This window comes from Vreelandella sp. ssv, from assembly GCF_059448525.1.
This window is the reverse complement of record NZ_CM182545.1, coordinates 2,737,326-2,749,817: the sequence shown is the minus strand read 5'-3', so window position 1 is coordinate 2,749,817 and position 12,492 is coordinate 2,737,326. Positions and strand designations below refer to the sequence as shown.

Annotated in this window: 14 protein-coding genes; 12 read left to right on the top strand and 2 right to left on the bottom strand. The window is 51.1% G+C overall.

Annotated elements, in window-relative coordinates; genetic code table 11:
• The first annotated feature begins 10 nt into the window (after positions 1-10).
• From rplI to AC5TBW_RS12480, 4 genes are all read left to right on the top strand, one after another.
• Positions 11-457 (top strand): 50S ribosomal protein L9, encoded by a 447-nt coding sequence (gene rplI / locus AC5TBW_RS12495; RefSeq protein ID WP_495508875.1) that lies wholly within the window; start codon positions 11-13, stop codon positions 455-457.
• Between the two features lie 274 nt (positions 458-731).
• Positions 732-2,120, top strand: a complete 1,389-nt coding sequence (gene dnaB, locus AC5TBW_RS12490) for a replicative DNA helicase (RefSeq protein ID WP_008958983.1) — start codon at positions 732-734, stop codon at positions 2,118-2,120.
• 151 nt (positions 2,121-2,271) lie between these two features.
• Positions 2,272-2,565 carry a hypothetical protein gene (locus AC5TBW_RS12485; RefSeq protein WP_495508874.1) on the top strand — a complete coding sequence of 98 codons (294 nt, stop codon included), beginning with the start codon at positions 2,272-2,274 and terminating at the stop codon, positions 2,563-2,565.
• Between the two features lie 231 nt (positions 2,566-2,796).
• Positions 2,797-3,099: a DUF6482 family protein gene (locus AC5TBW_RS12480; RefSeq protein ID WP_280104006.1), complete on the top strand. Its 303-nt coding sequence runs from the start codon at positions 2,797-2,799 to the stop codon at positions 3,097-3,099.
• A gap of 15 nt (positions 3,100-3,114) precedes the next feature.
• Here the strand turns inward: AC5TBW_RS12480 and AC5TBW_RS12475 are convergent, their stop codons facing one another.
• Positions 3,115-3,513 (bottom strand): thiol-disulfide oxidoreductase DCC family protein, encoded by a 399-nt coding sequence (locus AC5TBW_RS12475; RefSeq protein ID WP_495508873.1) that lies wholly within the window; start codon positions 3,511-3,513, stop codon positions 3,115-3,117.
• Between the two features lie 9 nt (positions 3,514-3,522).
• Positions 3,523-5,109 (bottom strand): cryptochrome/photolyase family protein, encoded by a 1,587-nt coding sequence (locus tag AC5TBW_RS12470; protein WP_495508872.1) that lies wholly within the window; start codon positions 5,107-5,109, stop codon positions 3,523-3,525.
• A gap of 143 nt (positions 5,110-5,252) precedes the next feature.
• Here AC5TBW_RS12470 and hemH point away from each other — a divergent pair, with 143 nt between their 5' ends.
• The 8 genes from hemH to mnhG all read left to right on the top strand — a co-directional run bounded on the left by hemH (position 5,253) and on the right by mnhG (position 12,446).
• Positions 5,253-6,332: a ferrochelatase gene (gene hemH, locus AC5TBW_RS12465; RefSeq protein ID WP_495508871.1), complete on the top strand. Its 1,080-nt coding sequence runs from the start codon at positions 5,253-5,255 to the stop codon at positions 6,330-6,332.
• A 235-nt stretch (positions 6,333-6,567) separates the two neighbouring features.
• A complete protein-coding gene (locus tag AC5TBW_RS12460; RefSeq protein WP_495511964.1) occupies positions 6,568-8,919 on the top strand; it encodes a putative monovalent cation/H+ antiporter subunit A in 2,352 nt (783 codons plus the stop codon).
• Entirely contained in the window at positions 8,912-9,343 is a 432-nt protein-coding gene (locus AC5TBW_RS12455; protein ID WP_495508870.1) for a Na+/H+ antiporter subunit B, read from the top strand. The genes AC5TBW_RS12460 and AC5TBW_RS12455 overlap by 8 nt, the downstream gene beginning before the upstream one ends.
• Positions 9,344-9,361: 18 nt before the next feature.
• Positions 9,362-9,709 carry a Na+/H+ antiporter subunit C gene (locus tag AC5TBW_RS12450; RefSeq protein WP_495508869.1) on the top strand — a complete coding sequence of 116 codons (348 nt, stop codon included), beginning with the start codon at positions 9,362-9,364 and terminating at the stop codon, positions 9,707-9,709.
• The gene (locus tag AC5TBW_RS12445; RefSeq protein WP_495508868.1) at positions 9,706-11,310 is read left to right on the top strand and encodes a Na+/H+ antiporter subunit D; all 1,605 of its coding nucleotides are present in this window, start codon (positions 9,706-9,708) and stop codon (positions 11,308-11,310) included. Before AC5TBW_RS12450 ends, AC5TBW_RS12445 begins: the two co-directional genes overlap by 4 nt.
• The gene (locus AC5TBW_RS12440; protein WP_495508867.1) at positions 11,307-11,780 is read left to right on the top strand and encodes a Na+/H+ antiporter subunit E; all 474 of its coding nucleotides are present in this window, start codon (positions 11,307-11,309) and stop codon (positions 11,778-11,780) included. The genes AC5TBW_RS12445 and AC5TBW_RS12440 overlap by 4 nt, the downstream gene beginning before the upstream one ends.
• Positions 11,780-12,049, top strand: coding sequence for an MrpF/PhaF family protein (locus AC5TBW_RS12435; RefSeq protein WP_008958995.1), 270 nt, complete (start codon positions 11,780-11,782; stop codon positions 12,047-12,049). The genes AC5TBW_RS12440 and AC5TBW_RS12435 overlap by 1 nt, the downstream gene beginning before the upstream one ends.
• Positions 12,042-12,446, top strand: a complete 405-nt coding sequence (gene mnhG, locus AC5TBW_RS12430; RefSeq protein ID WP_495508866.1) for a monovalent cation/H(+) antiporter subunit G — start codon at positions 12,042-12,044, stop codon at positions 12,444-12,446. Before AC5TBW_RS12435 ends, mnhG begins: the two co-directional genes overlap by 8 nt.
• Positions 12,447-12,492: the final 46 nt, after the last annotated feature.

Sequence of the window (12,492 nt, the reverse complement as noted above, 5' to 3'; positions counted from 1 at the left end):
GGTTTACGAGATGGAAGTCATTCTGCTCGACAACATTGGTAAGCTGGGCGGCCTGGGTGACAAAGTCACCGTGAAGCCTGGTTATGGTCGTAACTACTTGGTGCCTTACGGCTTAGCCGTACCGGCCACCAAAGACAACATCGAAGCGTTTGAAGCACAGCGTGCTGAGCTAGAAGCGCAAGCCGCTGAGCGTAAGGTAGAAGCCGAAGCGCGCGCTGAGCAGTTGAACGACATCGAACTGTCTTTGGTTTCCAAAGCAGGCGATGAAGGCAAGCTGTTTGGTTCTATTGGTCCGCGTGACCTGGCTGACGCCATTTCCTCTGCTGGCATCGATGTTGCCAAGAGCGAAGTGCGTATGCCGACAGGGCCGATTCGCCAAACTGGCGAATACGACATCGCTATTCACTTGCACGCCGAAGTGGATGCGGTGGTACGCGTAGTGGTAGTGGCAGAGTAACTAAGTAAGTACTAACAACGTACTAAGTACTTGGTCGCTTACTGTGCTAGCACGTACGCCTCAAAAGGCGCGGGAATTCCCGCGCCTTTTGTTATTTCTAGTGCCTGTATTTTCGGTGGTCGTACTGGATATTGTCATAAGCCGACCTGGGCTATTACGGTCAGGCGTTTTCAAACAATGTCTAGATGGGTGTGATGTCGGTGGTCGAACGCTTTCGCTCCAGCTAAGATACCCCTCTTCATCGGCTACGCTGTAGTGTTTAAAGGAGCTCGCTATGCAGGACCAGCCTTCTGCTGATAAAGAAACGGCAGCGCTAAAACTGCCGCCGCACTCTCTAGAGGCGGAGCAGTCGGTATTAGGCGGGCTAATGTTGGATAACCAAGCCTGGGATAATGTCTCAGAGCGCTTGGTAGCTGATGATTTCTACCGCTATGAACACCGTTTAGTATTCAATGTGATGATTCATCTGGCTGAGTCCGGTCAGCCATTAGACGTGGTGACGTTATCAGAAGCGCTAGAAGCGCGTGATCATTTGGATACGGTAGGTGGCCTGGCCTTTTTGGCTGAGCTTGCACGTAACACGCCCTCTGCCAGTAATATTCGCGCCTACGCCGATATCGTGCGCGAGCGAGCAACGCTACGTAAGTTGATTCGCGCGGCTAATCAAATCGCTGATAGCGCATTTTCTCCTCAAGGGCGTCCGGCGGATGAATTGCTCAATGAAGCTGAAAGATTAGTGTTCCAGATTGCCGAGGAGCGTCCCAAGACCGGCGGTCCTATCGGCATGAGTGATCTATTGACCAAAGCCGTTGATCGCATTGATGAGCTGTTTAATCTGAAAGGTGAGATGACCGGTCTTTCCACTGGTTTTCGTGACCTGGATGAAATGACCACAGGGTTACAACCTTCGGATATGGTGGTGATTGCAGGTCGACCCTCAATGGGTAAAACCACCTTCGCGATGAACTTGGTTGAACATGCGGTTATTTCCAGCGACAAGCCGGTCATGGTGTTTTCTATGGAGATGCCCGCCGAATCGCTAATGCTGAGGATGCTGTCATCGCTGGGCAGGATTGATCAAACCCGCGTGCGGACCGGGCAGCTGGAAGATGAGGATTGGCCGCGCTTAACCTCTGCCGTTAATCTGCTCAAAGACAAACAGCTGTTTATCGATGACACCGCGGCCTTATCGCCTAATGAGATGCGTTCACGGCTGCGCCGTGTGGTGCGCGAGCACGGCAATATTGCTTTGGTCATGATCGATTATCTTCAGTTAATGCAGATTCCCGGCTTCAATGAAAACCGTACCGGTGAGATTTCTGAGATATCGCGCTCATTAAAGGGCTTGGCAAAAGAGTTTAATTGCCCAGTGGTGGCCCTTTCCCAGTTGAACCGCTCCTTGGAGCAGCGTCCGAATAAGCGGCCAGTCATGTCGGATTTACGTGAATCAGGTGCCATTGAGCAGGATGCTGACGTCATTGCCTTCGTTTATCGTGATGAAGTTTACAACCCGGATAATCCTGATAACCAGGGCATTGCGGAGTTGATCATCGGCAAGCAGCGTAATGGTCCTATCGGTACAGTGCATATGGCATTTATCGGCAAATATACCCGCTTCGAGGATTTGGCGCCGGATAGTTATGGCCAGGCCTTTGGCGACTAAGTTTTTAATAACAGGTTGTTAATAATAGGTTGTTAATAGCAGCTTATTAATGAAAGTTTTTTGATAACAGGTTAATGATGAGTGGCTTGAGGATGGGGAGCGAGTTCGTATAATGCCCCACCCACGACATGCAAAAAAACGGGAGTAGCAAATGGCAGGTGGATTTCGGCGTGGTAATCGGCAGCGCCTTCCTAAGCTAGAAGGTCGCGGTGAGCTTGAGGCACTGGAGCGGGAAGGTCCTTTCAAGGAGTGGCTTGGTATGCCTGACCTGTATCGTTACCATTTGGTTGTAGAAGGTGTGAAGTATAGCTACCAAACTGAAGATGGGGAGCTCCCTGTTAAAGTAGGGGACAAAGTAGTGTTCCGCTATAAAGAGACGAAAGGCGGCAACTGGATTGACCGTAATTCGCTGGGCAAAGCCATCGACCCTTCTGAATATCAGTGAAATAACACCTTCTTGACACTTCGGTCAGGAACTCTCTTGCGATATTGTCCACCAATGCAGCTTAAAACTAGTGGCTAATAAATCAGTTGTTGAATAACCCGCTATTGTGAGTCTATCTTTTAATGGACGACACAAAACTGCAACAAGAGAGCAACAGGGATGTCATGGGGTGTGGTCATGCTGTGCCCTCATGACATTTCTGATGAGATAGCCGAATAACAGGAGGGAACCATGGAACTGAAGGACCTTAAACAATTTGTCGCCAGTCACGACAACTTTGAAATTCGCGTGATTACCCACTCGGGCAGTCGTTTTTATCAGGTTGAGCTGGAAGACGTTGAAGGCGAGCGACATATGCTGACGCAGCGTGCCAAGCCGATGCTATTTCGCTCGTTGGATGATGCCTACATGGATCTCAAGCGCGCCGGGATTCATCGGGCTTACTTAGTGCAGCATGTACCCCACGATGAAGTGATAGGCCGCGATGCGCACTATAGTGAGCCGCTCACATCGCGTATGCCGCTTGTTTTTTAATACCATTCCCATCCATTAACGCTTAGCCTGACGTTTTTCCCACCACTGCCCAAGCCGAATTCGGCGACGGGCAAAAAATCGGTAACCGGCATTCATTATGCCGCGTACTCCCGGTAAGCACGAAAACTTCACCAGCCGCCGATAGCCCAACACTGCATAGAGGGCACGGCTGGCATCCATCCCGATATACCACTCTTCTTGGCTATCTCTTAGATGTAGCTGTCCCATCATTGCATTAAATTCTTGCCCGTATGATTTGGCGTTAAAGTCACTGGCCTGGATATCTATCAGCGCGATGTGTTCCCGATGACGATGCTTTTCCAGCCATGCCACTTCTTGCTGACAAAAAGGGCAATGGCCATCATGAAACAGCGTGACAGGGGGCGATGCCTTAAGCGGTGAATAGCGGTTCATCGTTGATCCTTATTGGCTTTTGGTTGTGGAGTTTGCATAGCCTGCTGTGTGGCAGGGTTGCCCGTAGCCGGGCGATGTCTCCAGTTGATCTAAAAAGTGCTCAGCCTGTTGGCGGATAGCTTCACGTTTCTCGTCTGACATGCGTGTTAGCGAGCCGTAGATCAGCTTCATTCGCGGATTTTTGTTAAGGGTTTCGGCGTTAGTTTCGAGAAAGTGCCAGTACAAGCTATTGAAAGGGCAGGCCTTGGGGCCAGTGACTTGCTTGGGGGAATAACGGCAGTGCTGACAATGGTCGGACATTTTGTCGATATATTTACCCGAGGCGCAGTAGGGCTTGGAGCCCATTAAGCCGCCATCGGCATGGAGTACCATACCCAAGGTATTGGGTAGCTCTACCCACTCGCTGGCATCGGCATAAACCGCCAAGTACCAGTCGCAAAGCGCTTCGGGTTTAACCCCGCACAGTAGGGCAAAGTTACCCGTTACCATCAGCCGTTGAATATGATGGGCATAACTATTGTCGATGGTCATTTGAACGGCGCGCTGTAGGCAACGCATATCGGTATTAGCGTCCCAATAAAAGGCTGGCAGATCACGCTCAAAACCTAGCTGATTAGTGCTTTTGTAGCTGGGCATCTGTGTCCAGTAGAGCCCACGGACGTACTCGCGCCAGCCAAGTATTTGGCGGATAAACCCTTCGACGGCGTTGATCGGAACGTCGCCGTCATAGTAGCGCTGCTCGGCGGCTTCGCAGACTTCCTGGGGCGACAGCAAGCCAATATTCATCGCGGCTGAGAGCCGCGAGTGGTAAAGATAGGGCGCTGAATCGCTTATCGCATCCTGATAGCGGCCAAAATCAGCCAGTCCATGGTCTATAAAGTGGTGTAAATCCACCAGCGCTTGTCGACGAGTCACGGGCAGGTTGAAATTATCCAGAGACCCCATATGGTCGCCAAAATGTCGCTTGGCATCGTTTAGCGCTTCTTGGGTGATCGCATCCTTACGATGTTGAGGTAGCTCAGGGAACTTCAGTGCGGCTTTGATAGGTTGGCGATTGTCGTGATCAAAATTCCACTTGCCGCCCACGGGCTCGTCGCCCTCCATTAAGTAGCCGGTACGTTTGCGCTGTTCTCGGTAAAAGTACTCAAGGCGCAGCTGTTTGCGACCACTTGCCCACTGGCTAAAATCGTTGGGCGTTGTAAAAAAACGCTCATCTTCGAGAAGCCGCCAGGGAATCGTGGCGTCTTCACGCTGCTGCATCTTCTCCCACAGCCGCCACTCCCCAGGCCTCGCAACGCGTATCTCGTCGCAGCCATACTGTGCGGCTATACGTTCGGCTTCCTCAATGAGGGAGTGGCAGTTATCTGCATCATCCAGGGCGCTGTAATGGACTTGAAAACCCTTGTCACGCAGTGCCTGGGCAAAGTGACGCATGGCGGCCAAAAAGAGGCCAATTTTATGGATATGATGGGGTACATAGCGTGCTTCTTCGCCAACTTCGCATAGGGCAACCACGGCATTGGTTGGCGCCTTCTGTAGCGTGGTCAGTGAAAAAGAGAGCTGATCGCCGAGCACCAGAAGCAGAGGCTTAGACATGAGTTGGCCTGTAGTTATACAAATGATGTTAATAGTATAACTTTATGCCGCCACTTTGCCGAAAAGTGATAGGATTTGGCCCTCTGGTATTCATAAATTGTATTAGTGATCAGTGACACCGTTATTTTCCAGGAGCAAGTGTAATGACCGAAAATGTCGTCAAGGATCAACCGGGTGTGGGCCGGTTGGCCCATGCGCCTAGTGATCACCCGCCGGTGCCGCGTGCCAAAGTGGGTGTTGTGCTCGCTAACTTGGGAACACCGGATGCCACCGACTACTGGTCAATGCGTCGCTACTTGAATGAGTTCCTTTCTGATAAGCGCGTGGTCGACTATGCCGGCTGGAAATGGCAACCACTGCTGCAACTGATTATTTTGACTAAGCGTCCGTTTTCGTCGGGTAAGGCGTACCGAAGTATTTGGAATAACGAGAAAAACGAGAGTCCGCTGTTAACCACTACCCGAGCTCAAACCGAAAAAATGACGGCGCGCCTGAAAGCACTCTATGGTGACGATGTCGAAGTCGATTTCTGCATGCGCTATGGCAACCCTTCTACTGAAAGCGTGTTGACCCGAATGAAAGAGAAGGGCTGCGAAAAAATCGTCTTTTTCCCACTTTATCCTCAGTACGGGTCACCGACGACGGCAACAGCTAACGACGAAGCATTTCGTACGTTGATGAAGATGAAGTGGCAACCTTATATTCGTACGGTGCCCGCGTATTTCGATCATCCGGCATACATACAGGCATTGGCCAATTCGGTACAAGAAGCCTACGACAGTTTCTCGACTCGTCCCACAAAGCTTGTCGCTAGCTACCATGGGGTGCCCGAGCGCTACTTGATGGAGGGTGATCCTTACCATTGCCAGTGTCAGAAAACGACCCGTCTGCTCCGTGAGAAGCTTGGCTTGAGTAAAGAGGACGTGGATACCGCTTTCCAATCACAGTTTGGTCCCGAAAAGTGGGTTGGGCCGCAAACGGTCAAGCATGTGGCTGAGCTCGCTAAGCAGGGGCATAAACATATCGCGATTATGTCGCCGGCCTTTTCATCCGACTGTGTGGAAACGCTGGAAGAGATCGAAGAGGAGATTCGCGATAGCTTTATGGAGGCGGGAGGCGAAACGTTTAGCTATATTCCTTGCCTCAATGACCGTGATGACCATATCGACGCGCTGCTAAGAGTTATCAACAATGAATTAGCAGGGTGGTTGTCTATTGCCTAGGGGATAACACCCCATTTGCCATAGTCATTTTTTGATAACAGCCGCAGGCGAGTTTTATCGTCAGCGGCTGTTTTCGTTTAAGCGCTTGACTGTTCAGTCAAAACTGCCTGTTATAAGGTGTAAAACTTTAGAATCACACTACTTCAACGCTGGCGTGTCTGTGATAAGGCATTATGCCCATGCTTTGGCCACTTATTCGGTGGTGAGCCTTTTGTTATTTAGGAGGTTTCGCTTGATACAATTCGCCGTATTGATGGGTTTCGTATTGGCCGCATTTTCGCCGATGTTGAATCACTGGTTTGGCCAACGCACTAGCATGGTGTTGGCTCTATTTCCGGCAGGGCTAGCGGCCTGGCTGTTACTACAAGCCCCGGAAGTTATTGAGAACGGCAGCCTACTGCTGGAGTTGCAGTGGGTGCCTTCACTGGGAATCAGTCTGACTTTTCTGATCGATGGTTTATCACTTCTATTTGGATTGTTGATTACTGTCATGGGTGCCTGCGTGCTGGTATATGCGGGTGGTTACTTAAAAGATCATCCCGATATCGCTCGCTTTCATATCGCCTTAGTGGCCTTCATGGTTTCTATGTTGGGGCTAGTATTAGCAGACGGGCTGTTTACGCTGTTTATTTTTTGGGAACTGACCAGCGTTACCTCCTACTTACTGATCGGCTTTAATCACGCCGACATCAACGCTCGTAAATCAGCGCGTCAGGGCCTATTCGTAACGGTGGCCGGGGGCTTAGCATTAATGGCAGGCCTGATATTGCTGGGGATTGCGAGCGGTAGCTGGTCTCTGGCGGAGATCCTTAGTCAGGAAGCCGACCTGCGTGAGCATGCACTCTATACGCCCATATTGATCTGTTTCCTGCTTGGGGCGTTTACCAAATCGGCACAGTTCCCATTCCACTTCTGGCTGCCCAATGCCATGGCTGCCCCTACGCCGGTCTCTGCCTACCTGCACTCCGCCACTATGGTGAAAGCGGGCATTTATCTACTGGCTCGCTTGCATCCAGAGCTTGGCGGCACGGCGATGTGGATCGGCATTTTATCCGTTGTTGGGGCAACGACAATGCTGACCGGCGCGTTTCTGGCGATTCACCATACTAATATCAAAAAACTGCTCGCTTACTCGACCATCATGGCTTTGGGGACGCTGACGATGTTGTTGGGTATTGGCACTGAATATGCGATGACCGCTTTTGTCACCTTTCTGCTTGCTCACTCTCTGTATAAGGGTGCGCTGTTTATGGTGGCCGGTATTCTGGACCATGAAACCGGCACCAAAGATGTTACGCAGATGGGTGGGCTGCGCTCGCTAATGCCGGTAACCGCTATTATCGCGCTGGTCGCCGCGCTTTCACTGGCAGGGGTTCCGCCGCTGTTGGGCTTTATCGGCAAGGAGCTAATGCTTGAATCTGTATTAGGCGCCGATAGCTTCCGCATGCTGTTGGTACTATTCGCTTTTGTCGCTTCCATTTTGACCATCGCGGTAGCCTTGATCATTGCGTTACGGCCCTTTTATGGCAAGCGGTATCATACGCCGCTTGAGCCTCATGAGGCTCCATTTAGCATGTTGGTGGGGCCAGCGTTATTGACAGTGGGATCGCTATTGCTGGGCTTGATGCCTGCCATGCTTGGCGCTGATGCGCTGTTAACGTCAGCCGCAACTTCCATTTCAGGAGGGACGATAGACGTTGCACTGTCGCTTTGGTACGGGGTCAATATCGCTTTAATTATGTCGATCATTAGCCTTGGCTTTGGCTTCTTGCTGTTCAAACGTTGGGACAGCGTGCGTGCCAAACTTTCTATGCTGTCTCCGATAATGCGACATGGTCCCGAGGCGGGATATGAAGGCATGATGAACGGCATCGTGCAGTTCTCTGAGTGGCAAACGCGGCTATTACAAAACGGCTACATGCGTAATTACATCCTAGCGATGTTAATGACACTCATCACCCTGATTGGAAATTCAATCTTGTTACGCCATTCGCCCATATTCGCTTTTGATCTGGATGTTCGTTTTCACGAAGCAGTCGTGGCGGGCACCATGGCGATGGGGGCACTTTTTGCCACGACGACTCGCTCGCGCCTTGGAGCCGTTGTCTCTGTTGGGGTGATGGGCTTCTCTATTGCACTCATTTTTATTCTTTTCAGCGCTCCGGACCTCGCTATAACGCAGCTGCTAGTGGAAACCCTAACGGTGATTTTGCTAGTACTGGTGCTTTTCCGACTGCCACGCTTCTCGAATCTGTCGACGAGTATTGAACGAATTCGTGATGGCTCCGTCGCCGCGATGATGGGCATCTTGATCTGCTTATTGATTATGACTTCGTGGAGCATTCGTCAGTTTGAACCGATTTCGACTTACATGATTGAGAACAGTGCGCCGCTGGCTTACGGCCGCAATATCGTCAATGTCATTTTGGTTGATTACCGCGCTCTGGACACCCTAGGTGAGATGTTCGTGCTGGCACTCGCAGCAATTGGTGTTATTGCGATGCTTAAACTGCGTCATGGAGAGAGCAGCAATAGTAAGAACGGGGAGAGCAGTAAAGTGACCACCAAGGAGCCTTACGATGGTTAAGTCAGGCACGATTATTCTCAATACGGCGGCACGTTTTTTAATGCCGCTGCAGTTACTATTTTCTGTCTTCCTGCTACTCAGGGGGCACGATGAGCCGGGCGGTGGTTTCATTGCGGGCCTAGTGGCGGCGGGGGCCTTTACGCTCTACCTGTTTGCCTTTGGGGTGAGCGCGACCAAAGAAGTGCTGCGAATGGTCGACCCCCGCGACTTAATCGGTATCGGATTGTTGCTGGGGATGATTTCGGTAATGCCAGCTTGGTTTATGGGCCAACCATTTTTGACCGCCCAGTGGTGGACGATTCCCATCATCGACTTTAAAGCATCTACACCGCTCATTTTTGATATCGGTGTGTACTTTGCCGTACTGGGTTCCGTGACTGGAATGGTTATGACGCTTATGGAGGTCGATAAGGATGAACCTTGAGATCACAGGAGGCTCAGCATGGAACCATTGATGGCAGTGGCGATTGGTCTGCTTTATGCGGCGGCCATTTTTATGATGCTGCGTCGCTCTATCGTCAAACTGGTAATTGGTTTGATGCTGCTATCCAACGCTGCAAACTTGCTTATTTTTACCACGGCAGGCATGACCCGCGGTGCACCGCCGCTTATCGCTGAAGGGATGATGCAACCACCTAGTGGCGTAGCCGACCCCTTGCCCCAGGCGGTTGTGTTGACCGCGATTGTGATCGCGTTTGGGGTGCTGGCGTTTGCGGTGGTATTGATCCGACGCGCCTACGAAGTCGTTAAGGCCGATGATCTCGATAAGATGAAGGATACCGATACGTGAGGCCTGAAGTTGCTCTTCCCGTTCTCCTACCCTTGCTGTCAGGGGCAATTTCCTTGCTGTTTTGGCGTTCTCGCCCCATGCAGCGCTTTGTGGCGGTGGCAGGTAATGCCGCGCTGCTAATTGTGAGCCTATGGTTGTTTGTATCCACACTGTCCGATGGCTACGTCACCATGCAGATGGGCAGTTGGCCAGCCCCGTTTGGGATTACATTAATTGCCGACCTGTTAAGTGCGGTGATGGTGTTAATGACTGCCATTATCGGCTTGGCGATGGGTATCTACTCATTGGCGACGACTGGCCGTGGCCACGAAAAATTTGGCTATTACCCATTAATGCATCTACTGCTTGCCGGGGTAACCGGCGCATTTTTGACCGGCGATATCTTTAACCTCTATGTTTGGTTTGAGGTGATGCTGGTGGCCTCATTCGCGCTGCTGATTCTGGGCGGTGAGCGCGCGCAAATGGAAGGCGCGATTAAGTATGTCACTCTGAACCTGTTGGCATCGGTTATCTTCCTGACGGCAGTAGGCCTGCTTTACGGCATGGTGGGAACGCTCAACATGGCCGACATTGCCCTGCGCATGGATGAGGCTGAGCACACGGGCATGGTCGAAGTGTTGGCGGTCATGTTTATGGTGGCATTTGGGATCAAGGCGGCGGCCTTTCCGTTGTTTTTCTGGTTACCTGCGTCTTACCACACGCCGCCTGTCGCTGTTTCAGCACTATTTGCCGGGCTGCTCACCAAGGTCGGCGTTTATGCGATGTTCCGTGTCTTTACGCTGATGTTCGATCAAACCATGGGTTACCTTCAGGACATCATGCTCTGGGGAGCGGTGTTTACCATGGTAACGGGTGTTCTGGGCGCGGCAGCGCAGTATGAATTTAGACGTATTTTGTCGTTTCATATTGTCAGCCAAATTGGCTACATGATCCTAGGGTTAGCGCTTTATACACCGTTGGCGATTGCCGGTGGCGTGTTTGCGATCGTGCACAATATGGTGGTGAAGACCAATCTCTTCTTAATCAGCGGTATTACCCATCGGTTGCAGGGGACATATCAGCTTAAAAAAATGGGGGGGCTTTATCGAGAGCGCCCTTGGTTGGCCGTTGCCTTCTTTATCTCCGCTTTCTCTTTGGCAGGTATACCGCCTTTATCAGGCTTTTTTGCCAAGTTCGTGATTGTGCGTGCAGGCCTTGAAGTTGAAGCCTATGTGTCCACTGGCATTGCTCTGGCGGTAGGGTTATTAACGCTCTATTCCATGGTGAAAATTTGGAATGAGGTTTTCTGGAAATCACTACCGGAGGATAACCTTGTACCTGAAGTGGCAACGCCGACTGGCGATGACGGGCGCTTGTTAAAACCAAGCCTGTGGATGATGTATTTGCCGGTGATGGTGTTGGCGCTTACATCGTTACTTATAGGCGTATTTGCAGAACCCATTATGTGGGTCATGACAGGCATTGGCGATCAGTTGCTTGAGCCCCACGGGTATATCGAAGCAGTGCTGGGAGCTTCAGCCAGTGCAGAAGATGCATTGCTGGAGTCATCTGCCGCTACAGAAGAAGAACCTGAGGCTGACGCCGGGGAGGAGTTGCCATGACCGGTGCCATTTGGAACCTACTGTTAGGCTTAGCATGGATGCTATTAAGCGGTGATTTTTCTGGGCTGAATCTTCTCGTCGGCTTGATTTTTGGCTACATCACGTTGATTTTGATTGAGCCTCAGCTCGACTCGCTGAAAGGCTATCCCGCTCGGGTGCCTCGGTTTATTGGCTTTATCGGCTTTTTTCTTAAAGAACTGATTCAAGCTAATTTGCGGGTTGCGTTTGATATCGTGACTCCACCTTGGCATATGAAGCCCGGTGTTATTGCTATGCCGCTGTCTGCACGTACCGAAATGGAAATTACCCTGGTGGCCAATTTAATTTCCCTGACACCTGGAACGCTAAGCCTGGATGTGTCTGATGACCGTAAGGTGTTGTATATCCATGCGATGTTTTTAGATAACGAAGAGGAATTGCGGCGTAATTTAAAAGAGATGGAGCATCGGGCTTTGGAGCTGTTTCGCTAATGGATACTGTGATTCTGATCAGCCAGGTCATCATGAGCTTGGCGCTTATCCTCACCTTTGTTCGTGTGGTGCGCGGCCCCAGCCTCCCTGATCGCGTGGTTGCTCTAGAACTGTTTTCTACCACGGTGGTGGGGTTGGTAGGGGTTTACGCGATTAAATCAGATGTTGCTAGCTTCCTAGATGCCGCCATAGTGATCGCCCTGATGGGGTTTTTAGCGGCGATTGCGTTTGCGCGTTTTTTAGAAAGAGGAGGCCCGCGGGATGATTGATTTCATAAAGGGCACATTAATTATTGGTGGCGCGCTATTTATGCTGCTCGCATCCGTAGGGTTGCTGCGGCTCCCTGATTTGCTAACCCGTATGCACGCCACTACTAAAGCTGCGGCGCTCGGCGTTATCTTAATTATGTTGGCGGCAGCCATGCACTTTGCCGAGGTAGGCATTGTTGCCCGGTCGTTTGCCATTATTGTGTTTATTTTGATGACGGCACCGGTGGCGGCTCATGTCATTGGTCGGGCCGGTTATTTTGTTGGCTCCAAGCTTTGGCGTGGCACGGTAAAAGATGAGCTGCGCCCAAATTATGATCCGTTAACCCATGAGTTAAAGAGTGGCCTTGAAACACAGGAAAATGCTAAACGACAGCCGAGGGATACGGACCCAGACTAAAATGCCCGCATCACCGAGCAGTGGGTAACCACTTTTAAGCCACCTA

Coding starts and splice junctions, on each gene's coding strand:
- dnaB (WP_008958983.1), top strand. CDS start 732: ATGCAGGACCAGCCTTCTGCTGATAAAGAAACGGCAGCGCTAAAACTG.
- AC5TBW_RS12480 (WP_280104006.1), top strand. CDS start 2,797: ATGGAACTGAAGGACCTTAAACAATTTGTCGCCAGTCACGACAACTTT.
- mnhG (WP_495508866.1), top strand. CDS start 12,042: ATGATTGATTTCATAAAGGGCACATTAATTATTGGTGGCGCGCTATTT.
- AC5TBW_RS12485 (WP_495508874.1), top strand. CDS start 2,272: ATGGCAGGTGGATTTCGGCGTGGTAATCGGCAGCGCCTTCCTAAGCTA.
- AC5TBW_RS12470 (WP_495508872.1), bottom strand. CDS start 5,109: ATGTCTAAGCCTCTGCTTCTGGTGCTCGGCGATCAGCTCTCTTTTTCA.
- AC5TBW_RS12435 (WP_008958995.1), top strand. CDS start 11,780: ATGGATACTGTGATTCTGATCAGCCAGGTCATCATGAGCTTGGCGCTT.
- AC5TBW_RS12440 (WP_495508867.1), top strand. CDS start 11,307: ATGACCGGTGCCATTTGGAACCTACTGTTAGGCTTAGCATGGATGCTA.
- AC5TBW_RS12450 (WP_495508869.1), top strand. CDS start 9,362: ATGGAACCATTGATGGCAGTGGCGATTGGTCTGCTTTATGCGGCGGCC.
- hemH (WP_495508871.1), top strand. CDS start 5,253: ATGACCGAAAATGTCGTCAAGGATCAACCGGGTGTGGGCCGGTTGGCC.
- rplI (WP_495508875.1), top strand. CDS start 11: ATGGAAGTCATTCTGCTCGACAACATTGGTAAGCTGGGCGGCCTGGGT.
- AC5TBW_RS12455 (WP_495508870.1), top strand. CDS start 8,912: ATGGTTAAGTCAGGCACGATTATTCTCAATACGGCGGCACGTTTTTTA.
- AC5TBW_RS12475 (WP_495508873.1), bottom strand. CDS start 3,513: ATGAACCGCTATTCACCGCTTAAGGCATCGCCCCCTGTCACGCTGTTT.